This window comes from Flavivirga sp. 57AJ16 (assembly GCF_028736925.1).
GTDB lineage: Bacteria > Bacteroidota > Bacteroidia > Flavobacteriales > Flavobacteriaceae > Flavivirga.
On the sequence record NZ_JAQZAT010000008.1, the window covers coordinates 41,674 to 66,966 of the forward strand.

The 25,293-nt window shown below is 34.7% G+C and carries 23 protein-coding genes; 11 read left to right on the top strand and 12 right to left on the bottom strand.

The genetic code is table 11. The features are described from left to right. The first annotated feature begins 20 nt into the window (after window positions 1-20). The gene (gene porV, locus PQO00_RS10100; protein WP_274184732.1) at window positions 21-1,223 is read left to right on the top strand and encodes a type IX secretion system outer membrane channel protein PorV; all 1,203 of its coding nucleotides are present in this window, start codon (window positions 21-23) and stop codon (window positions 1,221-1,223) included. A 281-nt stretch (window positions 1,224-1,504) separates the two neighbouring features. Further along, on the top strand, window positions 1,505-1,987 hold the full coding sequence (gene cdd / locus PQO00_RS10105) for a cytidine deaminase (protein ID WP_274184733.1): 483 nt from the start codon (window positions 1,505-1,507) through the stop codon (window positions 1,985-1,987). A 371-nt stretch (window positions 1,988-2,358) separates the two neighbouring features. Here the strand turns inward: cdd and PQO00_RS10110 are convergent, their stop codons facing one another. The 3 genes from PQO00_RS10110 to PQO00_RS10120 all read right to left on the bottom strand — a co-directional run bounded on the left by PQO00_RS10110 (window position 2,359) and on the right by PQO00_RS10120 (window position 3,306). After that, a complete protein-coding gene (locus PQO00_RS10110; RefSeq protein WP_274184734.1) occupies window positions 2,359-2,643 on the bottom strand; it encodes a response regulator in 285 nt (94 codons plus the stop codon). A gap of 33 nt (window positions 2,644-2,676) precedes the next feature. Continuing rightward, window positions 2,677-2,940 (bottom strand): hypothetical protein, encoded by a 264-nt coding sequence (locus PQO00_RS10115; protein WP_274184735.1) that lies wholly within the window; start codon window positions 2,938-2,940, stop codon window positions 2,677-2,679. A gap of 123 nt (window positions 2,941-3,063) precedes the next feature. Continuing rightward, entirely contained in the window at window positions 3,064-3,306 is a 243-nt protein-coding gene (locus PQO00_RS10120; protein WP_274184736.1) for a PAS domain-containing protein, read from the bottom strand. Window positions 3,307-3,810: 504 nt separating this feature from the next. On the opposite strand from PQO00_RS10120, the gene pdhA reads away from it, so the two are divergent. The 9 genes from pdhA (at window position 3,811) to PQO00_RS10165 (ending at window position 14,751) form a co-directional block, all read left to right on the top strand. Then, window positions 3,811-4,809 (top strand): pyruvate dehydrogenase (acetyl-transferring) E1 component subunit alpha, encoded by a 999-nt coding sequence (gene pdhA / locus PQO00_RS10125; protein ID WP_274184737.1) that lies wholly within the window; start codon window positions 3,811-3,813, stop codon window positions 4,807-4,809. Between the two features lie 3 nt (window positions 4,810-4,812). Next, the gene (locus tag PQO00_RS10130; protein ID WP_274184738.1) at window positions 4,813-6,444 is read left to right on the top strand and encodes a pyruvate dehydrogenase complex dihydrolipoamide acetyltransferase; all 1,632 of its coding nucleotides are present in this window, start codon (window positions 4,813-4,815) and stop codon (window positions 6,442-6,444) included. Window positions 6,445-6,544: 100 nt separating this feature from the next. Then, window positions 6,545-7,531 carry a M20/M25/M40 family metallo-hydrolase gene (locus PQO00_RS10135; RefSeq protein WP_274184739.1) on the top strand — a complete coding sequence of 329 codons (987 nt, stop codon included), beginning with the start codon at window positions 6,545-6,547 and terminating at the stop codon, window positions 7,529-7,531. Next, window positions 7,524-8,207 carry an SDR family oxidoreductase gene (locus tag PQO00_RS10140; RefSeq protein WP_274184740.1) on the top strand — a complete coding sequence of 228 codons (684 nt, stop codon included), beginning with the start codon at window positions 7,524-7,526 and terminating at the stop codon, window positions 8,205-8,207. The genes PQO00_RS10135 and PQO00_RS10140 overlap by 8 nt, the downstream gene beginning before the upstream one ends. 142 nt (window positions 8,208-8,349) lie before the next feature. Beyond that, window positions 8,350-11,148 (top strand): gliding motility-associated C-terminal domain-containing protein, encoded by a 2,799-nt coding sequence (locus tag PQO00_RS10145; RefSeq protein ID WP_274184741.1) that lies wholly within the window; start codon window positions 8,350-8,352, stop codon window positions 11,146-11,148. 15 nt (window positions 11,149-11,163) lie between these two features. Next, window positions 11,164-12,075, top strand: a complete 912-nt coding sequence (locus tag PQO00_RS10150; RefSeq protein WP_274184742.1) for a type IX secretion system membrane protein PorP/SprF — start codon at window positions 11,164-11,166, stop codon at window positions 12,073-12,075. Between the two features lie 2 nt (window positions 12,076-12,077). Continuing rightward, window positions 12,078-14,105: an OmpA family protein gene (locus tag PQO00_RS10155; RefSeq protein WP_274184743.1), complete on the top strand. Its 2,028-nt coding sequence runs from the start codon at window positions 12,078-12,080 to the stop codon at window positions 14,103-14,105. An 11-nt stretch (window positions 14,106-14,116) separates the two neighbouring features. Further along, window positions 14,117-14,470, top strand: coding sequence for a hypothetical protein (locus PQO00_RS10160; protein ID WP_274184744.1), 354 nt, complete (start codon window positions 14,117-14,119; stop codon window positions 14,468-14,470). Next, the gene (locus tag PQO00_RS10165) at window positions 14,410-14,751 is read left to right on the top strand and encodes an HAD-IA family hydrolase (protein WP_274184745.1); all 342 of its coding nucleotides are present in this window, start codon (window positions 14,410-14,412) and stop codon (window positions 14,749-14,751) included. Before PQO00_RS10160 ends, PQO00_RS10165 begins: the two co-directional genes overlap by 61 nt. Before the next feature lie 320 nt (window positions 14,752-15,071). On the opposite strand, the gene PQO00_RS20335 is transcribed toward PQO00_RS10165, so the two are convergent. The 9 genes from PQO00_RS20335 to PQO00_RS10205 all read right to left on the bottom strand — a co-directional run bounded on the left by PQO00_RS20335 (window position 15,072) and on the right by PQO00_RS10205 (window position 25,260). Then, the gene (locus PQO00_RS20335) at window positions 15,072-15,287 is read right to left on the bottom strand and encodes a type II toxin-antitoxin system RelE/ParE family toxin (RefSeq protein WP_337992836.1); all 216 of its coding nucleotides are present in this window, start codon (window positions 15,285-15,287) and stop codon (window positions 15,072-15,074) included. 70 nt (window positions 15,288-15,357) lie between these two features. Continuing rightward, window positions 15,358-15,597 (bottom strand): type II toxin-antitoxin system ParD family antitoxin, encoded by a 240-nt coding sequence (locus tag PQO00_RS10170; protein ID WP_274184746.1) that lies wholly within the window; start codon window positions 15,595-15,597, stop codon window positions 15,358-15,360. A gap of 809 nt (window positions 15,598-16,406) precedes the next feature. Continuing rightward, on the bottom strand, window positions 16,407-17,018 hold the full coding sequence (locus tag PQO00_RS10175) for a hypothetical protein (RefSeq protein WP_274184747.1): 612 nt from the start codon (window positions 17,016-17,018) through the stop codon (window positions 16,407-16,409). A 315-nt stretch (window positions 17,019-17,333) separates the two neighbouring features. Beyond that, window positions 17,334-18,173: a DNA damage-inducible protein D gene (gene dinD, locus PQO00_RS10180; protein ID WP_274184748.1), complete on the bottom strand. Its 840-nt coding sequence runs from the start codon at window positions 18,171-18,173 to the stop codon at window positions 17,334-17,336. Between the two features lie 351 nt (window positions 18,174-18,524). After that, window positions 18,525-19,391: a hypothetical protein gene (locus PQO00_RS10185; RefSeq protein WP_274184749.1), complete on the bottom strand. Its 867-nt coding sequence runs from the start codon at window positions 19,389-19,391 to the stop codon at window positions 18,525-18,527. A 114-nt stretch (window positions 19,392-19,505) separates the two neighbouring features. Then, complete coding sequence (gene ltrA / locus PQO00_RS10190) at window positions 19,506-20,768, bottom strand: group II intron reverse transcriptase/maturase (protein WP_274184750.1); 1,263 nt, start codon at window positions 20,766-20,768, stop codon at window positions 19,506-19,508. A 958-nt stretch (window positions 20,769-21,726) separates the two neighbouring features. After that, a complete protein-coding gene (locus PQO00_RS10195) occupies window positions 21,727-22,413 on the bottom strand; it encodes a hypothetical protein (RefSeq protein ID WP_274184751.1) in 687 nt (228 codons plus the stop codon). Between the two features lie 4 nt (window positions 22,414-22,417). Continuing rightward, window positions 22,418-24,331, bottom strand: a complete 1,914-nt coding sequence (locus PQO00_RS10200) for a hypothetical protein (RefSeq protein WP_274184752.1) — start codon at window positions 24,329-24,331, stop codon at window positions 22,418-22,420. A 377-nt stretch (window positions 24,332-24,708) separates the two neighbouring features. Continuing rightward, window positions 24,709-25,260 (bottom strand): hypothetical protein, encoded by a 552-nt coding sequence (locus tag PQO00_RS10205; protein ID WP_274184753.1) that lies wholly within the window; start codon window positions 25,258-25,260, stop codon window positions 24,709-24,711. Window positions 25,261-25,293: the final 33 nt, after the last annotated feature.

Consider the following 25,293-nt stretch of genomic DNA (forward strand, 5'->3'; position numbering starts at 1 on the left):
TTGTTAACTAAACTTAATACATGAATAATAGAATATTAATAGTATTGGCTTTTCTTTTTGTGTTAAAGCTAAATGCTCAAGAGACCATTGTTTTTCCAAATCAAGATAGAAGAGTTATAACAACAGGAGTTCCATTTGTTTTAATTGCTCCAGATGCTAGAGCTGCTGCTATGGGGGACATGGGGGTAGCAACGGCTGTTGATGCATTTTCACAGCAATGGAATTCATCTAAATATGTGTTTTCAGAAACTAAATCGGGCATTGGGGTAAGTTATACACCTTACTTGAGCAAATTGGTCAATGATATTTTTTTAGGAAACATTACTTATTTTAATCGTTTAGATGAACGTAGTGCATTTGCAGCAAGTTTAAAATATTTTTCCTTGGGAGATATTGAGTTTGTAACCGATGAATTTTCAACAGCATTAATACAAAGACCTAATGAGCTTACTATAGATGCTTCTTATGCGTTAAGGTTATCAGATCAGTTTGCCATGTCTGTAGCGATGCGTTATTTAAGGTCAGATTTAAGATTAGATGGCGTAGATGGAGATGCAACGCCAGCAAATACGTTTGGTGTGGATATTTCTGGTTATTATCAGAGTGAAGAAGAGGCTTATGCTGATTTTAATGGGCGTTGGCGTGCAGGTTTTGCAATTCAAAACATAGGGCCAAAGTTTAAATATGACGAAGGAGGGGTTGAGAATTTTCAACCTACAAACTTGCGTTTAGGAGCAGGTTTCGATTTTATATTTGATGATTATAATAAAATTGCTGTCACTGCCGAAATAGGAAAACTATTGGTGCCAACACCACCTGTTTATGGTTACGTCGATACAGATGGTGATGAAAATCAAGATAGTGATGAGCCGACTATTATTGTTGAAGGTAAAGATCCAGATGTGAGTTTTTTAACGGGAATGTTTCAATCATTTGGAGATGCTCCAGATGGTTTTAGTGAAGAGTTAAAGGAGTTTACCTGGGCATTGGGAGCAGAATATGTATATCAGGATTCTTTTGCCTTTAGGGCAGGTTACTTTAATGAAAGCGAGGACAAAGGAGCCAGAAAGTTTTTGGCATTAGGAGCTGGGTTTAAAGCCAATGTTGTAAATATTGATTTATCGTATTTGTTTTCGGCATCAAAAGTACAAAGCCCTTTAGAAAATACGCTACGTTTTTCATTAACGTTTAATATTGGTGCAGATACCTATAACGAGTATTAATTAGCGACGATACAAATTTATATATTAAAAAACTATTGCTCAATGAGCAATAGTTTTTTGTTTGAACTCATTGAAGTGGCTTAAACTTTTAATAATTGGCTGCAAACGGTCCTTTTATCCCCACATTTTACCTTTTTATTGCTCCGTAGTGATGCTATGCAGTGCAAAAAAGCCTTTATGTAGGAATACCTGCCTGCCGCCTTTAGGCAGGAAATCACTATTTTCCGCTTCAATCAAAAAACTTTAAATGAGTTCTTTGTATTATTTCGTAAATTTAAAATATGAAGAAAATAAAAATAGAAACTACTTTATATATATACGAAAGCTTAGATGAACTTCCCAGGGAAGTCGTTTCGCTTATGCAAAAAGCTTTTGAAGCACGTGAAAATGCCTATGCCCCCTATTCTAGTTTTAATGTTGGAGCAGCATTATTGATGGATAATGGCGAAATCATTACAGGTAATAATCAAGAAAATGCATCATATCCGTCAGGGTTATGTGCAGAACGTACGGCGATCTATTATGCAGGCTCACAATATCCAAAAGGAAAAATACTTCAGATGGCTATTTCGGCAGGCTCAAAAAACAATACAACAAACAAACCTATTCCACCTTGTGGCGCTTGTAGACAAGCCATTGCAGAATATGAAATAAAACAGGATGCCCCTATAGCCATTTATTTTATGGGAGCAACGGGAAAAGTTGCTAAATCCAACTCACTTGTAAACTTATTGCCTCTAGTTTTTGATAGATCGGTGCTTTAGCCTAATTTTTTGTATTCCACTACCTTCTTTAGGTTCTATGGATGGATATCTATGACTATGATGCTGGAATGCGTGGAATCCAGTGAGATTTATAATTTTATACTAGTGCTCGTTTTATACCATTTTCACTTTAAAGTGAAAATGGTATTATATAAATCTAATTAACGTGAGTTCGATGTAAGCATAATATTATTGATCTGACTATCAATAATTTAGTCTTGGTTGTCAGGTTGAGCGCAGTCGAAACCCATTTAAATAGCTAGTTTTAATGACTGCGCTCAAGGCGACAAATCGCTTTATTAGTAAATTTATTGTTAAAAATTCCCTTGTTTTAAATCGAACTCACGTTAATTAAACAGAATAGTTGCTTTTTATAGTATTCTTCTTAAAATATTTACCAAATTTTTTCTTTTAAATGGTTTTTCAAGAAAAGCGGCCATACCATTTTTTATACAATTTTCAACATCTTCCTGAAAGGTATTAGCTGTTGTTGCAATAATTTTTACAGGCTTTTCCGTTTTTGAAGCCTTTTCCAATTCCCTAATCTTTATAGTGGCCTCTATGCCATCCATCTTGGGCATACGGATATCCATTAATATAACATCAAACACATTTGTTTTAAACAATTCAACAGCTTCCATGCCATTTTCAGCCAATTCAACATATGGCGACAGTTCACTTAGTACTATTTAAGATACCTTTATGTTGATTGGATTGTCCTCTACGATAAGAAACCTCTTGTTTTTATGCTCCATGTACTGGTATTTGTCTTCTATGTGCTCTTGTAGCACTAATTTTTCTTGCTGCATTCCCAAAACTTTTAAGACGACATTCAACAGTTGATTCATTTTGATCGGTTTGTTGAGCCCTTCTTCAAAACCAATCTCATTCATTTTCTGTATTGGTCTGGCATCAGTTATTGAGGACAACAAAATCAATTTTAAATCACTCATTTATTTTGCACCTTTAATTCGTTTTGCAAATTCTTCACCGTCCATACCGGGCATCTGGTAGTCAACTAATACCAAATCAACAGGCTTGCCTGCTCCATATGTTTTTTTAAGAAGGATAATGCATCACTTTAAGAAGCTTTCCAGTTTATTTATAATTGGTATTGAACTTCTCATAATGTTCTGTTCATCTTCAAAAGCTGCTTTTGCATGAACAGGATCATGGAAATCAAAATTAGTCTTTCCATATAATTCCTCAGGAGAACTAACTCCGAAAATTTCAGCTATGGCCATATTGCAACGAATAAATCTGGATGCTTTATCTTTAAAATAAATCCTATCGGGCATATTGTTCATTAACAAATCCATATCAAGTTGTTATTGCTAATACAGTTTGAAATGACCTTGCTAAATTCTGCACCTTTAAAAAGTAGAGCGTCAGGTTTTTTTTGTTTGATAGCTAGATCCAGTAATTTTGTTTCGCTAAAAAATGGTAGGAGACCTCATTGGATTCTGGCAAAGATTTTAGTAAGACGTCAAAACTATATCTGGCAAAACACAAATAGGTTTTTTATTTTTTAGTTGATTTAAAGCTGTTAATCTATTTTAGATGAGTGAATCTATACTTTCAGTATAGTTTTCCTGCTATTATAGATACTAATGGCGTAGGGTGAAAACTTGTCTAAAGTTCATTTATAAGTATATTCACTCGAATATATGAAAATATCTATTAAATTGATTAAACAGAATGAGTAATAAGGGCCAGTAAATTATTTTTTTGATATTTTTTTTTACTTTAATGAATTTACGTTTTTGCAATAACTAGCAATGTATTACTTTTGTAGTTGCTTAATTAAAATGTAATATTAGTCGATGCAAAAAATCACTAAAGAGACATACCTAAAATGGTATGAGGATATGCTGTTTTGGAGAAAGTTTGAAGATAAACTGGCAGCTGTTTATATACAACAAAAAGTAAGAGGATTTCTTCATTTATATAATGGTCAGGAAGCAGTTTTAGCAGGTGCTCTACATGCTATGGATTTGACTAAAGATAAAATGATTACTGCTTATAGAAATCATGTACAGCCCATAGGTATGGGGGTTGACCCCAGACGTGTTATGGCAGAATTGTATGGTAAGGCTACAGGGACCTCACAAGGACTTGGAGGTTCTATGCATATATTTTCTAAAGAACATCGTTTTTATGGAGGTCATGGTATTGTGGGGGGGCAGATCCCTTTAGGAGCCGGTATCGCTTTTGGTGATAAATATCATGGTAGTGATGCTGTAACATTATGTTGTTTTGGAGATGGTGCGGCCAGACAGGGATCACTTCATGAGACTTTTAATTTGGCAATGCTTTGGAAGCTTCCAGTAGTGTTTGTTTGTGAAAACAATGGTTATGCTATGGGAACATCGGTAGAACGTACTGCCAATCATGACGAAATATGGAAACTAGGTAAAGGTTATGAAATGCCATGCGGGCCAGTGGACGGCATGAATCCTATTAAAGCAGCTGAAGCGTTTGATGAAGCTATACAGCGTGCACGACGAGGTGAAGGGCCTACATTTTTAGAGTTGAAAACATACCGATATAGAGGGCATTCTATGAGTGATGCACAGCATTATAGAACTAAAGAAGAAGTAAAGGAATACAAGAAAATAGATCCTATTACTCAAGTAAAAGATATTATTCTAGAAAAAAAATATGCTGATGAAGATGCCATAAAGGTGATTGATAAGCGTGTAAAGGATTTGGTTTCAGAATGTGAAAAATTTGCTGAAGAATCACCATTTCCAGATAAGAACGTGATGTACGATGTCGTTTACGAACAAGAAGATTATCCATTTATACAACATAAATTATAAACTATGGCTATAGTAATTAATATGCCGCGTTTAAGCGATACCATGGAAGAAGGAACAGTTGCGGCTTGGTTAAAGAAAGTGGGGGATAAAGTTGAAGAAGGCGATATTCTAGCAGAAATAGAAACGGATAAAGCAACTATGGAGTTTGAGTCTTTTAACGAAGGCACTTTACTACATATTGGTGTTCAAGAAGGGGAAACAACTAAAGTAGATGAGCTTTTAGCGATCATAGGTGAAGAAGGCGAAGATATAGATGATTTGCTAAATGGAGGTGGAAGTGCATCTAAAGCCGTTGAAGACGAAAAAACAGATGATGCCATTCAGAACGAGAATGAAGCATCTCAAGATAAGGCAGAAAGCGAAGTGGCGCTGCCAGAAGGCGTTATTGTTGTAACCATGCCACGTTTAAGTGATACTATGGAAGAAGGCACCGTTGCAACATGGCTCAAAAAAGTAGGTGATACCGTTGAAGAAGGTGATATATTAGCTGAAATTGAAACAGATAAGGCTACTATGGAGTTTGAATCGTTTCAAGCAGGCACATTGCTTCATGTGGGATTGCAAGAAGGAGAATCTGCAAAAGTAGATGACCTATTGGCTATTATCGGCCCTGCAGGAACTGATGTTGCAGATGTTGCAAGTAACTTTAAAGTAGGTTCAGGTTCAGCAAAAAAGGAAGAGGCACCTAAAAAAGAAGCACCTAAAAAAGAGGCTCCAAAAACAGAGGTAAAAAAAGAGGCTGCGAAGCCAAGTATACCAACACCTGTACCGTCTTCAAATAACGGGCGATTATTTGCGTCTCCATTAGCTAAAAAGATAGCAAAAGAAAAAGGTATTAATTTATCTCAAGTTCAAGGTTCTGGGGAAAATGGCCGCATCATTAAACAAGATATTGAGAATTTTGTACCAGCTTCTTCAGGAGCATCCGTTGGCAAATTTGTCCCAACAGGGCAAGAAGATTTTGATGAGGTTACTAATTCCCAAATGCGTAAAGCCATTGCTAAGGCATTAACAAATTCAAAATTTACTGCGCCACATTATTATTTAAATGTAGAGTTCGATATGGAAAATGCTATAGCATTCCGTAAACAATTCAACTCTATTCCAGATACAAAAATATCATACAATGATATCGTTGTTAAAGCTTGTGCTTTAGCATTAAAACAGCACCCACAAGTAAACTCGCAATGGTTCGCAGATAAAATGCGTTTAAATAACCATGTTCACATTGGAGTAGCAGTTGCTGTTCCAGATGGGTTGGTAGTTCCTGTGGTTAAGTTTGCTAACGAGCAATCGTTACCACAAATAGGGGCAGCAGTTAAAGATCTTGCAGGAAAAGCCAGAAACAAAAAATTAACACCAGCCGAAATGGAAGGCAGTACATTTACGGTTTCTAACTTGGGCATGTTTGGGATAGAAAGTTTTACGTCTATTATCAATCAACCAAATTCAGCCATTCTTTCCGTAGGAAATATTATTGAGAAACCAGTAGTTAAGGAAGGCAAAATAGTTGTTGGAAACACTATGAAGCTGTCTTTAGCCTGTGATCATAGAACTGTTGATGGCGCTACCGGAGCACAATTTCTTCAAACATTAAAGGAGTATATTGAAAACCCGGTAACGATGCTCGTGTAATAAATTCCTGCGTAGACAGGAATCTTTTCATAAAACAAAAAACCTGTTTCATTTGTTTGAAACAGGTTTTTTTTATCTTTAAAACTTAATAAAGTTCACAATGAAAAAACTATTAAATATTATAATAACTATAACGCTCTTAAGTTGTGGTTCGCAAAAAAAGACCTCGGAAGCAAAAGTGGATACAGAAAGCATGTCACCTCTTTCTAAAAAAACAACAGTTTTAAAAGAAGATGTAAAGGCGAGTTTGGAATATATGGCTTCCGATGCTTTAGAAGGAAGAAATACCGGAAGCCCAGGCATTGAAAAAGCAGCTGTTTTTATCGAAAACTATTTTAAAGAAAATAAGGTGGCACCTTATTATGAAACTTATAGGGACAGCTTTAATTTAGATAACATAGTAGGTTATAATATTGTGGGATATCTAGAAGGACATGACTCGGAACTGAAAAACGAATTTGTTATACTTGGCGCTCATTACGACCATATAGGAACTATAGAACCTGTAAATGGAGATAGTATTGCTAATGGGGCCAATGATGATGCCTCTGGCACGGTGGCCGTTTTAGAATGGGCCAAGTACTTTTCTAAATCAAAAAGCAATAAACGGAGTATTTTATTTACACTATATGCCGCCGAGGAAATGGGGCTAAAAGGTTCTGGTCATTTAGCAAAACGATTAAAAGGCGAAGCACTTCATTTATATACCATGATTAATTTTGAGATGATAGGGGTGACTAGAGCAGGAAATCAAACGATGGCTTATATTACAGGATATAAAAAATCCAACATGGCAGAAAAACTAAATGATTATGCAAAAGAAGAGATCGTTGGCTTTTTACCACAAGCCAAAGCCTATAATCTGTTTATGCGCTCTGATAACTATCCTTTTTTTAAGGAGTTTAAGATGCCAGCTCAAGCTATATCTACTTTCGATTTTACAAACTTTGATTATTACCACCATGTAGACGATGAAACCGATAAAATGGATTTTGAACATATGACATCTTTTATAAATAAAATGATTCCAGCCTTAGAAGGGATGATTAATGCCAAAACAAAAGAAATAAAAATGAACGATGAGTAAAAACATTATTATAACGGGAACAAGTAGAGGTATAGGTTTCGAGTTGGTTCAGCTATTTGCTAAAGCAGGTCATAATGTGTTGGCATTATCCAGAAACAGTAAACCCATAGAAAACCTTCGGTTAAAAAATGTGACATTTTTGTCATTTGATTTAAGTAAAAATGATGATTATAAAAAAGTAGAGACCTATATGGCTTCTCATTGGAGCCACGTAGATATTTTAATTAATAATGCAGGGACTTTGCTTAATAAACCTTTTTCGGAAACTTCAATGGTGGATTTTGAGAAAGTATATAAAACCAATGTTTTTGGAGTTTCAGAAATGATCCGAATGGCATTGCCTTTTATGAAGCGTCATAGCCATGTTGTAACGATTAGCTCGATGGGTGGTGTGCAAGGGAGTATAAAGTTTCCGGGGCTAAGTGCCTATAGCTCGAGTAAAGCGGCCGTCATAACTTTAACAGAATTATTAGCAGAAGAATACAAAGAAACAGGACCAAGTTTTAACGTTTTAGCTTTAGGGGCAGTACAAACCGAAATGTTGGAAGCCGCTTTTCCGGGGTATGAAGCACCGATTACAGCCTTGGAAATGGCACAGTATATTTTTGATTTTTCACTTAATGGGAGTAAATATTACAATGGAAAACTACTTCAGGTCTCTAATTCTACTCCTTGATCAATTATATTTTCGTCGTTGTAAAGAGCATACGTTCCGTAACCTATTGCTGTATTATTTATCTGTTTAAAATTAGTTAATTGTCTACCTGTTAGTTCGTTGAAATAATTATCTTGCTATTAATTTAAAAACTCACAAAATATTGAAAAGAATACTATTTTTAGCCCTAATAATTTCGCCCCTGATCAAAATTCAAGCCCAGTGTGATCCGCCTCAAACCATTGTTATTTGTGATATGACCATCGTTGATGGTGATAGCGACGGCACTCCTGATGGTATTATTAATTTGTACGATGAATATAATGCCGTATCTGGAGGCCCACCCATTTCTCTGGCAACTGGTGCTTGGTTTGACCCTAATTTTAGTTTTGCACTTGATGAAACAACTGGAGATCTACACTTATGGGATTTAACAAATGTCTCAAGAACGACAACCGATTATCAATTTACAATTAATAATGCCAGTTGTAGTAGCGGTCCCGCGATAACGCTTAACTTGATTTTAGGACCGTTTTCCGGTAATGCACTGCCAGTAATTAATGCAGATGATATAAATATAGAAATTTGTGATGGAGGTTCTACACCAACGCAGGCATGTAGCATAGTTTCGGATATAGATCTCTTTCAGGCTTTAGAATCCATTCCCAGCCCGCACCTTAATGGTACATGGAGATATAATGGGAGTAGTCCTAATTTTGTGAGTTTAGTAGGCTCTAATTTAACCGTGACCATTCCATACCAACAGGGACCGCCTTTGGTGGATGAAGAAACTTTTGAGTTTACCTATAGCGTAACAGGTTTTGGACCCTGCAATTTTACTGTGGAAACAGATGTGAACGTTTCGGTTGTTAGACAGGTATTTTCTGGATTTGCCCAAAATAAACGTATTTGTGAAACGGATATATTAAACGGAAATTATGATGCAGATATAGACTTAAGCGATAACCAATTCTTATTACTGGAAGATCTTGAAGGTGTTTGGGAAGCAGATCTGTTTGGACAAATAACTTCGCCGGCAGATTCAGAGATTAATATAAGAAGTGTTTATCAACAAATAGTATCTGGCAATCCAAAGTTTGGATGTAGAGAAGTCAATTTCACTTATTCGGTAGATCAACGCTCTGGAGTTTGTGGGGATGCCGCTTCTACGGTCAGCTTTAAAATATATGAATATCTGAGGCCTTTTAGCCAACAAACCACTAATCCGTTTGAGTTTTGTGAAGATGATGTTTCCATGCCTGCTTCAATAAATTTATATGATCAATTAGAGTTCACCACAGAGAACGGTGTTTTATTCGATTATAATAGAAGTTCTTGTACAGATTGGAATTTTATTTCCGGTCCGTCAGATTTAGGTTTGGTATCCAATACTTCTGATAATCCTTGTACGCCTTCGTTAGGCTATTCTTCATTAGGAACCGTTAATTTATTAAATGCAGATCCAGGGGTTTATGTTTTTGAATATGTGGTTTATCCGGAATATAACTGTAGCTCAGATTCGTTTGAAGCGCTAGATTATAACCCGGATATTTGCGCCCCTAATGTTGATCTAAGCGGGTTTTGTAATGAAGAACGTGCTCTGGTAACGCTCACTATTCATCCTAAAAACTACGCAGGAGAAGATACTTCAGGGTTGCAGTTTTGTGAAACGGATCCAACCATAGCCAGTCCATTGGACCTGTTTACTTTATTAACGACAAATGGTATTGATGATCCCATTTATCAAGGACCATTAGGGACTTGGGTCGATCTATCAACGGGAAGTATTGTTATAAACCCGATTACTTTACCAAATGTAGATGGTCAGCAAACATTTAATTACTTATATAGTACGACCACTTCAAATAATTGTGTAGATAGCGCCAGTTTATCTTTTACGGTGTATGAAGCATATCAATCTGGTATCAGTACGACCATAGATGTTTGTAATACAAATTCAACTTTTAATTTATTTGATAGCTTGGGAGGGAGTCCCAATACCACTGGAACCTGGTCTGGACCAAACGGATTCACTACTACGGATCATAATGCGATGTTCGACCCTACATCCTCTGATGCTGGAGATTATATCTATACAGTGCCCGATAATAGTGATGGTACTGGTACTGTGATGTGTACTGGTAATTCAGCAACTATTACGGTTAGGCTCCACCAAAGCCCTAGTGCTGGAAGTAGTGGTTTATATTCGGTATGTCGTTCAGATTTACAAATAGATTTGGTTGATTATTTAAGTACTACAGCAGATTTGGGAGGTACATTTGTAGATTTAGATACTACAAATGCCCTTTCGGGAAGCTTGTTGGATGTCTCTCAATTAACAGCAGGAACGTATGGATTTCAATATGGGATTCAAGGGCATTCGTCCTGTAGTTTGAGTACGGCCCTAATTTCAATAGAGGTAGTGGAAGTTCCACTTCCAACAACCACCAATCAAACGTTTTGCGCTAATCAAGGTGCTACAGTTTCAGATCTTCAGGCAAGTAATGGCATAGATTTTAATTGGTACGATACAGCAACTTCAACAAATCCACTGCCATTGGGAACTGTTTTAATAGATGGCGAAGATTATTATGTGTCTGCGTTGGATAGTGATCATTGTGAGTCGGAAAAAGTACAAATAATAGTTACCGTTTTGCCATTAAATCATGCGGATTGTGAGCGTTGTTTTAAAGATGGTATTTCTGTTAATGGCGATGGTGAAAATGATGACTTTGATTTATGTGGCCTACCTACTGTATTTCCAAATTTCGAATTGAACATTTACAATAGGTTTGGGACTGTTGTTTATAAAGGAAATAGGAATACACGGCTTTTTGAAGGCATTTCTAATGTGTCGTTAACCATTGGAGAAGCATTGCCATCTGGAGTCTATTTTTATGTGTTCGAGCCGAAAGACGGAGTCACTGCTCCTATTCAAGGAAATTTTTATTTAAGCAGATAATAAGCCATTTATAGCATGAAAATTAAAATATTTATAGTATTTATAATATGCGGTCTATCTGCATATGCCCAACAAGAAGCCCAGTATACTCAATATATGTATAACATGGGGCTAGTAAACCCGGGTTATATGATTAACGAGCCCAGTATGGTACAAGTGGGGAGTCTGTATCGTACGCAATGGGTTGGTATAGAAGGAGCACCTAAAACGGCGAATTTATTTGCGAATATTCCTTTAAGCGAAAAAATCGAGCTAGGAGTAAACTATTTAAACGATAATATAGGAGGGAAGATAAACCTTAGCGAAAATATATTTAATATCAATGCAGCATATAAAATTAATATTAAGAATGATCTGAACCTGTCTTTTGGTATTAAAATGGGATTCGACCATTTAAATTTTAGTAGTTTAGGCAGTAATGTTAGTGGCGATCCCTTGTTTCAAAATTCAAATAAAACGGTCATAAATATTGGCGCTGGAGCCTTTTTATTTCACGATAATTATTATGTGGGGCTATCATCACCCAACCTTATTCCGAGCGATTTAGATGCTGATAATGGCATCTTGTATAAAGACAAACCTCATGTGTTTTTAATTGGAGGTTATGTGTTTGATATTAATAGCGAATTTAAATTAAAACCATCTACAGTGGTTAAGTATGTTACGGGAGCACCGTTGTCGTTCGATATATCTACGAATGTTCTTTATCGGAACACGTTTGAACTAGGGGCGTCCTACCGGTATCAGGATGCCATTTCTGGTTTGGCAGGTATTCATATTACCCCGCATTTAAAAGTTGGATATGCTTACGATTTTAATACCAGCAAATTAAAAACTTTTAATAATGGAAGTCATGAATTTATATTGTTGTATAAGTTTGATGTGTTAGGCTTAAGTAAAAAGTATTCATCTCCAAGATTTTATTAATTATGATAAAAAAAACAACTTTCATTGTCATAGCTTTATTGATAGCACAGATGTCATTCGCACAAAAAAAAACGATGGCAGATCGGTTTTTTCTAAAAGGGGATTATATAAAGGCTGCTGAATATTATGAGAAAGAACTTAAAAAAGAACGCCGCAAAAAAACTATAGAAAACATCGCTGTTTGCTATTACAATATATTCGAATATCGTTTGGCATCGAGATACCTTAAGCAATTAGTAAAAGGGAAATATATTGATAAGGATAAAACGTATCACAATACCTATAATTTTAAATTATATCAGGTATTATCAGCTTTAGGAGACTATGAAGCAGCTTTAGAATATTTTAAACAATATAAAGAAAACGACTCAATTTCTTTAAATAAAGCAGAAGCTATTGAAATTATAGAAGCATTTAAATTAAAAAGCCCGGATTATAAGATTAAAAAGGCTCAATTTAACTCTGATGCATCCGATTTTGGGGCTGTGAAATTTAACGATAGTGTTTATTTTACTTCCGATAGGGATAATAAACAGCTTTTAAGAAAAAAGTATAAATGGACACATCAATCTTTTCTTGATATCTACGCGGTAAAGGTGAATGAAAATAATGATACGATAGGAAGCGTTAAATCACTTACAAAAACAATAAACTCTAAATTACATGAAGGTAATTTCTGTTTTACGAGTGATGGAAATACCCTTTATATATCAAGAAGCAATTATACAGATGGAAAGAAAGAATTTAATGAGCAGTCCGCTAACAATATTCATTTATATAAAACCACTCTAACCAATGGTACATGGAGCAAATTGGAGAAGTTACCATTTAATAAAAATGGATTTTCTTATCAGCATCCAGCGTTGGGCCCAGATGAAAAGAAGCTCTATTTTTCATCAGATATGGAAGGCGGTTATGGTAGTTTTGATTTGTATTATGTAACTATTGAAGTAGACGGAACTTTTAGCGAACCAGTTAATCTGGGAGAAACTATTAATACCAAAAATAGAGAGCATTTTCCATTCATATCAGAACAAGGTCATTTGTTTTTTGCATCTAACGGTCATTTGGGATTGGGGATGTTAGACAATTTTGTTTCAGAACGTGTTAACGATACGTTTACAAAGCCTATTAATTTAGGTGTGCCTATCAATTCTAGATATGATGATTTTAATCTAAATTATTACGATGCTAAGGAAGGATTCTTTTCTACAAATAGAAATAAAAAGAACGATGATATTTTCAAGTTTAAACAAACTGGGGAAATTTTTATAAGGGAATATATTAATAGGTTTGAAGTAAGGGATCTTGAAACAAAAGCATACATTCCAAATACAGAAGTGGTATTAAAAGATAAGAAAGGTACTGAAAAGTATACCAATACCTTAGACTCCTTAGCTTTTTTCAATATGAATTTACTAGCGGATAGTTATGAATTTGCAGCTAAAAATGATGCTTATTTACCCAATACATTAAACGTAACGGTTGTTGAAGAGCAAGACCAAAAACATGTGCTTTATTTAAAGAAAATCCCACCGCCGCCGCCAGTAGATCCCGTTGAGGAAATTATTGTAGAAAAGAAAATTGATAAAAAACTAAAAGAAGAAGATCCCAAGCGATTTGAATTGTTAACCGATCTTGAAGGACCCCCTGTTGTTGAAAGAGATGGTAAATTGTTTTTCCAATTAGCTCCTATCTATTTTGATTTTGACATGTGGAATATCAGGGCAGATTCTAAAAAGATATTAGATGAATTGGCAGCTAAATTAGAACGATATCCAAATATTTATTTAAAAATAAGCTCGCATACAGATAGTAGGGGAACGGTACGTTATAATCAGATTTTATCTGAAAGACGTGCAGAGGCCACAAGAAATTATTTAGCATTGGAAGGTTTTGTTAACGCCCGGCGAATGAAGTTCCAGGGCTTTGGAGAATTAGATCCTATTGTACCATGTCCTATGCTGGATTGTACCGATGAAGAGCACCAATTAAATAGGCGTAGTGAATTTGAGATTGTTAAGTATTAGAAAGTTTATTTATGGGCAAATACAAATGCGTTATTTTTGACTGCGATGGTGTATTGGTAGATAGCGAAACAATAGCTGCCAGGGCTTTGGTAAATATGGCTAATGAGTTGGGAGCAAATATTAAAGAGGAAGACGCAGCGAGCCTGTTTAAAGGAAAGTCGTTTAGTTTCTGTATGGACGTAGTTTCAACCTCAATAGGAAAACCATTACCGGAAACATTTGAAGCAGATTATAGAGCGAAAAGCTTTAAGGCCTTTAAAGAAAGTATCAAGCCATTGAGGGTATTAAAACGGTATTACAACACTTGGAATTACCCTATTGTACGGCGTCTAGCGGCCCAGAAGATAAAATCCGACTTAATTTAGAGCTTACCGGTTTATTGCCATTTTTTGGAAATAATATTTTTAGCTGTTATACTATCAAAAAGTGGAAACCAGATCCAGCCGTTTTTTTATGGGCTGCCAAAACGATGGGGTTTAAACCTAGTGAATGTTTGGTTGTTGAAGATAGTTTGACAGGTGTAAAAGCTGCCAAGCGTGGCGGCTTTGATGTTTTTGGGTTTACAGCGCATGATTATAATAATGAGTTAGAAGCTGAGGCTACTATGACGTTTGGTAGTATGTCGGAATTCTTGAAAATGATATGATGTTTTGCAGGTTCTTTTAACAGTTTTGGCTATAAGTAGGTGAGCTGGGTTAGGGTAGATTGTCTATTGCCCGAAGCTAACAAAAGGAAACGAGAATAGGATATCGGCCCTTTTGACCGAACTTCCTTAGGACTATTATGCAGCGTTTTTACTTTATTAATTTCAATGAATTTTTTCTGTGGTATAAAATGCCAATAAAAAGTGAAAATGGTATTAAGTAAAGGAACAAACCAGTTCCAAATTCTAATCATTAAAAAATAAACTTAAAAAGATTCTGATTTTAGTTCATTGTTATTGACAACAGTTTTTTGTTAGTTCAGTTATAGATTTTCACTCATATCTTGTCTTCCGACTATTGCCATTGCCATTATTTCGACAACGTTTTCATTGATTTTATAATAAATACTATAAACTCCACAAACACATCGTCTATATCCTTTTCTTATGTAATCCATTGATTCAAAGGAAAAAGGTCGTTCAGTAATAATGTCGAAATATTCAAAAAACGATTCGAAATATTTATCGGCTTGGGTCATCCCAAATTTTTAAACTCCGTAAAGGTGAATCCGAATCAAGTCATTTTTTGCTTCGTTCGTCAGTTTGTATTTAGCCATTTTGCAAAGACTTTGCTTGAGCTAAAATACTTTCTTTACTGTCATTCGTGAATCCGCTGTTTTCAGCTTTTTCTAGTTTAGCTCGAATCCAGTTAATTTGAACTTGTTGTTTTCGGGCTTGTCTAATCAAGTCGTTGACCAACTCACTTTTGCTTGAATATTCTTTATTGTCTACTTGGGCTTTTAACCACTCATCATTCGGCTTTGTAAATGATATACTTTGTCTTGACATAATTTTATTTTTGGTGTAAATATGCATCAAAAAACGAATCATATCCAAATTATAGCCAAGGGTGTGGCTGTGGTGTGTATCCCGCAGGGTATGTACTATAGCCGTTGTGTGTGGCCAGCATGGGCATCTTTCTCTTACGTGAAAGTAGGAAATTAATTTAGAGGGTGCAAGTCCCTTATGCGCAGGGGTGTAAACCGTGAGGTTTTATCTGAAGAAAGCGAGACTACAAAACTCGGTACTGACCCTGAGTCAAGCTCAGGACAGGCCAAGCAGAAACCGTATACAGAGGCATAATGACTCGGGTAAGCAAGCACATCATTGTAACGCCCAAAAGATTATCAAAAGGGTATTTATGTAGATACGGCAGTGATTGAGTGAATTTAGCGAAGCGTTATCATGAACTCTATAATATAAAGTAAGAATGTGTGAATAAAGAAGATGCCATTACCTGGGGAGATCTCCAAAGTCACGAGTTGGCATAAAGGAGAAGTAACGCTAAAGACGTCATTTTCAATCAGCAGAGGTCATAGTAGTTGTTGGAAACGAGCAGATATCAAAATCAGAGGTCTCACAAGCAGCGAAGGACCGAACGTAATTCTCTTTAAAATTCGCATAGGAATGATGATTCATAGCCTATGCTTAAACTAGAGGATAGTTTCAAGGGTGAAAAGAGCTTTGGTGTGATGATTTACGAACCGCCGTATACGAGACCCCCCCCCCCCGCACTTGATGCGGGGGGGGGTGAGAGGCGCAGTGGCGACCGTTAGGTCGTCACCCGTCTACTCGACTGTAAATAGTGCTTTTCGCAATTATAATCCTCTAATGTAACAGTCAAAAAATGGTCTTTCTCTATGAATTAGGCTCAAATCATAATCAGCTCGTTGGCTTGAAAATCCGATTTTATGTTCTTTAATAGTTCCATCTTTGGAAATATAGCTATGATTTATAATTTCCGCAATATCATCTGCAGCATAATTTTCGGGCATTTGAAAAAAATCAAATAAAAAACTCGACCCAAATCCGAATGTTTTTCCGTCATTCATTTTTACACAAAATCCTGTCCACGACATTGTAGTTTCACCACGAATTTTTCCAAGAATATCTTTTGGAAAAGCAAATGGGCTTTTTTCTATTCTATCAATATCGTATTCATTAATTGAGTTTTTTTTCGCTACAAAACTTTCTACTATATCTTCATATCCAAACCCCGAACTTTTACTGAAAATTCCTTTTCCTTTTCGCTCCTCGTCAAATCTTCTAATTGCAAGTTCAGTTAGTGGTTTTGGGTTTCTAAAACGAACACAAGGAATATAAGTTCCATCAGTCAAATATGCTGATGCTCGATATCCATTTCCATAAATCTGGTCATCGATTGGCTCTATATTTTCTTTTAAAAACTTAATTTTTTCTTCTAGCGTCATTTTGTTTCCGCATTAATTACAACGTTTATGTATATGGAAAGTTGCATGTTTGTGAGCGAGGATTTTCCGAAGGAAAATCAGCACTAAGCAAACAAAGCAACTAACTTTGGTTAAGCACAGAATAGCAATTTTTTATATACTGTGTGGCTGTTGCACAACTATAAAACACTCTAATTCCTGCTTAATTATTTTTGTCTTCAAAACAACAACGTGTTGATTTTAAATTAGTTATGATTTTTCGTTGTTATCAAAATTTATTACTTTATTTAAAATTATGAGTTGTGCAACGGCTACCATTGTTGTGTGTAGTGTTTTTTACTTAAGTTTATCTGGGTTTTTTCCAAGTTTCTTCGGTTCAGAAATCACTCTTCGCTCCAGTTTTTTAATATCTTCTTCTGCTGGTAAATCCTCTGGCTTTATGCCTCGTTTTAAAAGGATATTTCTAACACCACGATTATTTGTAATATGTTCGGCAGAAATTTGTCTTTCAGATGAAAGCCCTTTTTCTTTTGTGTTGAAGACAGTTATTTCTGTTGCAAAATCTTTGGCTTTAATTGTTATTGTCGGTAAGAAATCCGCAAGTGCTCTTCCCTTGGGAACTCCCAATTTCTTTTTCATCTGTTGGGTAGTTTTTCCAAATAAAGCCTGGTCTCCTTTACTTCTTATTAATCCAAAATTCTTATCGTTACCAGTTTGTTCGTAAATTAGTTCAGAAAGTTCTTTTTCGGATAGTGTAAGTTTTTGTCTCGCTTGAAGTCTTTCCCAGTCTTTTATCCTTTTTTCAATTTCCTCAAACTTACGTGTTTGTATCGCGAAGTAATTTTGAGCAAAGGCTATTTGTTCTTTTCTTGGGTCTCCGTTTTGTGCTATTAAGTAACAAGCGTATCTTGTTAACATAATATCATCAATTTCCCGCTCACTTCCTGAACCAAGTTTTACCATTTTGTTGACGTCAACAAAATGGTCTAAAATATCATTTCCAGTAGTTTCGCAAGATGTTTTTGCTTTTACTATTACTTTCTGAAAATTCCTCCATTCTGAATAGCCTAAAAGATGCTGTATATCTCTCGCAAACCAAAATTCAATACCGTTTTCGGTAGTTTGAGAATGGTCTTCAAAATTATTTGATAGTGATTTTATTATTTCTGATTTCATATCGTGAAAATACTGATTTTTAATGTAATTTTAATGTTCGTTCGACATTACACACAACGTGTTTGTGTATGATTTCGTTGCGTGTTTAAGCACTAAAGTTAGCAATTAAATCACAGACAGATAGTCCGCGAGGATTTTCAGAAGTAGGCGAGAACAAGCAATTAATTATAGCCAGTGTGGCTGTTGCACAACTATAAAACACTCTAATTCCTGCTTAATTATTTTTGCCTTCAAAACAACAATTCGTTGATTTTAAATGAGTTATGATTTTTCGTTGTTATCAAAATTTATTACTTTATTTAAAATTATGAGTTGTGCAACGGCTACCGGTGTTGGCACACGTTTTTTTATTTAAATCATTGTCATATAATCTCCGTTTTTAACCATTCCTGTTAAATCTATTTTAAAGTCTTCTTTTACTCGTTTTGCAAACTCGAAAGGGTCAACATTTTTTAATATCAAAATTTCTCTTGTCAATCGAGGATAATATAAAGTTCCAAAATTACCCATAGGAAAGTGTATTCCGATTGCAGGATGAAAAGGATTGCTTGATATTAGATAGCAATATGAAAAAGCACCAGTTTTTGCATCGCCAAAAGGAATTGGAACAGCTTGGTTAGCTTTAACAGTCATTGAGGTCGGTTGTCCAATAGACATAGTCATTTTCATTAAGTATTCAAGTCCATTTTTAGTAGTATGTACTGTAATATGGAATCCTCCAATACTTTCAATTGCTCCACTTGAAACAACGTTTTCAAATGCTTTTGAGTGAACGTCCAGAATGTGTTTTGGTTCAGTACTTTTTAGGTTTGAAACAAAGTTTCTTTGAAAAGCATTGAACCCAAGACTATCTCCAATCCAATGATTTTGATTTGACGGATTAACTTCTCCCTTCGAGATTTTACAAAGTAAAGGTTGGTTTTCTAAAGAGCCAATCAAAAAGTCTGTCTCATAATTAGATTCTTTGTTTATCTCAATAAGTAACTTTTTAACGTTCCCAATAGTCAGTTCTTTTAGTTTATAAATTTGTTCTATTGCTTCTTGAGCTGTGTCAACTCCTCCAGCATATGAAACGCAAAGTCTTGGGTGTAGAATGATAGTTTTTAATAAACCAGAAAAAATACTATTTCGGTTAGATGCTATTTTCGGATTAGTAATTTTTGAATCACTATCGATTCTTAAAATTCCTTGAGTTATTCGTCCAATTACTAATGTCATTTCTCAAATGTGTGCCAACGTCTCGGCGTCGAGTAGGCAAAGGGATTTTCACCCTAAGCCTCTCACAGAACCGTGCTTGAAAGTCTCCCCTCACACGGCTCTTATAATACAAATCTATGCAATTACATTTATAAAAGAATATCTCCAATGGTAAAATAGATACGGAAACTGTTCACGTACTGCTTGCAACCATTTAAAGGCTTTTCTAATACTGGTTTTGTAACGCTTATACCTTTTTCTTGCCCAACGCACTAATCGATTGCTTAAAAGTCTAAACACTTTTGTGAGTTCTGAGGCTCTAAATTTACCATAGTAATTTACCCATCCTCTTATCATTGGATTTAGGTATTGGGCAACGCCTACAATGCTTTTAAAGCTTAAGGATTCTACTTTTAGTGTTCTTAACTTTTCTGCAATTCGTTTTCTTGAACCGATACTTATAGCACAATCAAAGCCTAAAAAAAGACGATTGCTTTTCTTGGATGTTGTTGTTCTGGGCTGAAAGGAGTAACCCAAAAAGTCAAATTTATTTATTGGGTATTTGCCTTTCCTACGATAATCTCGGCAATAGACAATTTTTGTCTTTTGTGGATATAATTCTAATCCTACCGTTTTCATTCGTTCCCGTATAGCATTGAGTATCTGCTTTGCTTGGGCTTCGCTTTTACAATGTACTATGGCATCGTCGGCATATCGAGCATAGTGTATTGTTCTGTCTGTGTTTTCTAACCATTTATCAAAGGCGTAATGTAGAAAAAGGTTTGCTAATAGCGGACTTATAACCCCGCCTTGTGGCGTGCCTTTTCCTTGCTTTTGGATTAGGGTATTAGACTTTGTTAAAACAGGCATTTCCAACCATCGTTTTATGTAAAGGCGTGCCCAATGCTCTGGCACGTGTTTCTCTACAGCTAGCATTAGTTTGCTATGGTCTATGTTGTCAAAGAATCCTTTGATGTCTAAATCGATTACCCAGTCTGTTTTCCAGCAGTTCTCTCTAACTTGTTTGAGCGCTTGATGCGCACTTTTGTTAGGTCTGTACCCAAAGGAATTAGGACTGAATATCTTCTCTAAACGAGGTTCTAAAAACATTTTAACCACCATTTGCCCAACCCTGTCGCTAATGGTGGGGATGCCCAATTTACGGATGCTTCCATCTGTCTTTGAGATTTCTACTTCTTTAACAGCAGGAGGAAAATAGCTTCCTGATGCCATACGATTCCAAAGTTTGTAAAGATGTTGACTGCGATTGGCATCGAATGCTTCCATGCTAATCTGGTCAACGCCCGCACTCCCTTTGTTGGCTCTTACCTTTTTATAAGCCTGCCAAACCATTTGCCGGCTTATAGGTATTGATTTTGTTTCATTCCATAAATTCATCCTCTAAAAAAAATTGAGTTGATACATAAAATGCAACTGTATTATCTAATCCCTTCGCTCCATTTCCATTACAGAAACTTCATCACTACTACAGATTAGTCCGCCTTTGCCTATAACGTTGGTATTCCACCTCTCGATTGTTTCGATTGTGTGTTTCTCTTTGCATTTATAGGCAATTTCCCGAGTTCCATAAATAAGCCCAAATAAAGGTCATGCCATCTGAATGACGCCAGCCATACGGAAAGTAAACAGGTAACCTCCGTATTTAGTATTGTAATAATACTACTTTTCACTCCGTATCATACTTCGCAGCTTTTGACTGGGTGTTCGCAACTTCTCGACACCTCTTCAATGGTTCACTTGCGTTCATCTCCTTTATTAATACCTTCTAATCTCGTGGATTGGATTCTCCTAAACGCTCAATACCATAACTCTTAATTACAGCACCTTTAGGTGGTTTAAAGCCATTGCCTGTACAACGACTTTGGTGGGTCGTCTTTCTAAAAAAAAGATTCCACCATCTTATTTACAGCATGCAATAGGTAATTGTTGCCGCCTATTGCTTCTCGGCACACTATGAGTAGTTGCGTGGGTTAGTACTTAATTTTGCAAGTACACACGGAACTGAAAATCCGCGAGGATTTTCAGAAGTGGGTGAAAACTAGCAATTACTTATAGTCATTGTGGCTGTTGCACAACTATAAAACACTCTAATTCCTGCTTAATTTTTTTTGCTTTCAAAACAGCAATACGCTGATTTTAAATTAGTTATAGTTATTCGTTGCTGTCAAAATTTATTACTTTATTTAAAATTATGAGTTGTGCAACGGCTACCGGTGTTGTAAAACGTTTTTATACATTCTATAATTATCACCAACCAAATTTACTTTTAATTAAACGTAATATATCAAATCATAAAGCTAGCTATAATCGTTAAGATTAAAGCAGTCAAAAAAAACTAAATTGGAATTGCAATACCTAAACCAGTTCTTAAACCAGACCAATTAGTTTTTACTTTGTCTCCATTATTATTTTCTAAATAAAAGTCATTATTCTCTTTAAATTTTAATGTTCCACCGAAGGTCATATCAAAACCTAAAGAAGCCTTAATAATAAAAAATGACATAGGATATTCATAAATCAATCTGCCTCCAACCCCTAAGTTAATAGATTGAAACTTTATGTTCTCATTAGTGATATTATCTGAAATTTGAGTGTAATTTTCTAATCTCAAATTTGACAACATACTAAATCCTCTAAGTCCCAAGCTAAAGTTATTATTAGTCTTGGATAGTTTAATTTGATATTCGCCTCCAAATGTATAGGCATTCAAAGGCTGAGTTATTCTTATAACTCCAGAATAATCTGAATACGATATTTTTCCTCCTGTTGAATTATAACTAAAAAATAAGGACGTATTAATTTGATTTAGTTTATAACCTAAAGTAAAACCAATATTTGACGGGAAATTATCATTAACTTCGATGGGTACTTCAGGGATATCTTCAATAAATTCTTGCTGAAAAGACTTTAAAGAAGCATGTGAAAATGTATTGTAATTAAGTTCAATAATAATATTACCATTTTGACTATAAATCATGAAAGAAAAACAGATAAATAAAAGTAAGGCTATTTGCTTTTTCATATTGTTATTCGTTTATATAATGATCTAAATAAAACCCCAAGCCATATGCATAAATTAGTTTATCGCTTTGTAACCAATAACCTCTAGGGATTTCATTTGGACTCCATATAGAAACAACATTTTTTACTTCAATTCTTTTGAAGTTTGTGCTTGTAAGATCATAAACGTATGCATAAGAGGGTTGTGTATTACTTAGACCAAATTCACTTCTTACAAATAACAACTTATTTGTTCCGTTGTCATAATCCATAATGTTAATTCTTGTAAAATCACTTAAAGTTGATTTTGTTCTGGTCATCAAATCAAATATAATTGGATTTCCATCATACGAATTGTAAACACATTTGTTTTGATTTACGATGAATTCAACCAAATTGACATTGTCGTTGGTATTAGTTTTAACTATTTCATTTATAACTTTACTATTTATTTCGAAAAAAGCATTGTTGATGTAGAAATATCTACCATCATCAGACATTTTAAAATAACCTGATTTACTGGTATTATAAAATAATTCTTTAGTTGTTGAATCATAAAAGCTTATCTGATTATCTTGCTCAATAACTATGGTATTATTTCGATATTTGATACTTCCAGTTTGTACTCCAAAGTCTGATAGTTTCCATTGATTTATAATTGAAAGACTATTACCCTCGACTAGATATGAAATATCTACTACATCTATTATTAAGTTACCTGTAGAAGTAATTGTTAAATCTCTAGCATAATTAACACCTTTTGTAGTAATGAATTTCGTTTCAACGAGTGCTAAAGTTTCGGAATCTAGTTTTTCAATAGTAATATAATCTGGAGAAGTTCTACTTGAACCCGTTCTTAACACATAAATAAGATTATCAAATTGATTATAAAGAAACTCTCCATAACTACTGCTAGGATCATAATCAAATTGTTTGTTATAGGATTCAGGTATAAATAACGACCCCTTATATATGTTTTGGCCTCCAGATTCTTCATATAAAGTTAAGTTAGTACCAACATCATTATAATCAGGAAATATAATAAGTTTATCCACTATTATTTCTCCCCCTAAAGAGCTTACTTTGTGTGTGTTACTCATGGAATCGGTAAACAAATAGTAATCAAAATTGCTATACAAAGTATGTTGAGGAATAATTAATTTGTATTGATTTTCATTTAAGATTAGCTTTTCAATTTCAAATTTCTTTATAAATATATTTACTTTATTACTAACTGTATTTCCTCTAGTATTTTTAAGCTGGATTTGATATTCTATGTCATGATCCATTTGTTCTTCTCCTGCAGGAATGAATGTATGCACATTTGTGTCATTATAATTCAATTTTAACATTTCTTGTTCAGTGATTTCAAAGTAGTTTGGAGAACCATTATTAGTAATTACCAGCGTAGCACTATCAAAATTTAATTTAGTAATTGGTTCCCATGACAGATAAATAGAACCATCGATAATTTCAGCACTTTTCATAACAATAGTCTCTGGAGGAGATTTATCAACTATAAAATTATATTCTTCAGTTTTTATATAAGCCTCAACACCACTTACGTCAGCTAAACTGCCAGATCCTGAAGAAAAAATATATTCAACTTTTAAAATATGATTTCCATCTTCTAATGATTCTGTATTAATATTAAAATCACCCGAATTGATTGAGCTAGTTTTGATTTCAACGTTATCAATGTAAATTTTTATTTCATAAAGGAGATGCTTGTTATTTCCATTATAATTAAAAATGATTTTTGTAGTGACATAAAAAGTTTGATTATCACTTAAGTCATTTAAACTAATAGATGCAGTTGGAGGGTTTTGGCTAACTTCTATGAATGAATCTTCAGAAAATTCATAAGCGCAATTTGATAAAATAATTAATGTGGTAAAAATTAATAAAGACTTATTAAATTTCTGGAGTGGTGATTTCATGTTTTTTTTAATAAGTTTAAAATCATTTGGATAGTTATTAAAATTAATTAATATCTATCTTAATTTATTTTTTTGTAAATGTTTTACAACGGTTTCGTATAAGAATAGTGCGGTTTTGTGTGCGAGGATTTTCCACAGGAAAATCAGACGTAACAAAATTGCACTAACCTTTGATTAAGCGCCTAATTTAGCATTATTTTTATACAATGTGGCTGTTGCACAACTATAAAACACTCTAATTCCTGCTTAATTATTTTTGCCTTCAAAACAACAATACGTTGATTTTAAATGAGTTATGATTTTTCGTTGTTATCAAAATTTATTACTTTATTTAAAATTATGAGTTGTGCAACGGCTACCATTGTTGGCAGTAGTTTTTATTTTATCTGGTTTATGCTATAATCCATTTGAGTTAAATCCACCACAACCTCATATTCTGCGTTCCATCTTTTTTCAGGGTATTTCTCCGAGTTTAAGCAATAAATGCTCCACGAATAAACACCATCTCCCAACTTATTATTAAGGCTAATTGTTGAACCCTCATTTTCTCTTTTTTCTTTACGCAATAATTTTTTGATGTCTTTTTTATCTTTTATTATGTCATAGGATTTCTGAATTTGGGCAAGTTCGAGCTCAACATTTTTTTCATACCTTTTTTTGGCTCCAATTCCATAAATACTATCCATTTTTCTCCAAAGCCTTAAATGAACAGATTTAACACTGTCAACAAGTTCATGGCTAACCATACAGCCAGCAACTCCTTTGACCTCAAGATTGTATTCTTTTGCAGTAAATTCCATTGCTTTAATTCTCAAATAACTCATTAATCCGTAATAAAGAATTTGACCTTGATTGTCAGAGTCGGTTGATTCCTGCGAAAATCCGCCAAATGAAATCAAAAGAATTAATATGTAGATTATCTTTTTCAAATTATTGCCAACGTTTGGGCTAAGAGTAGTTGC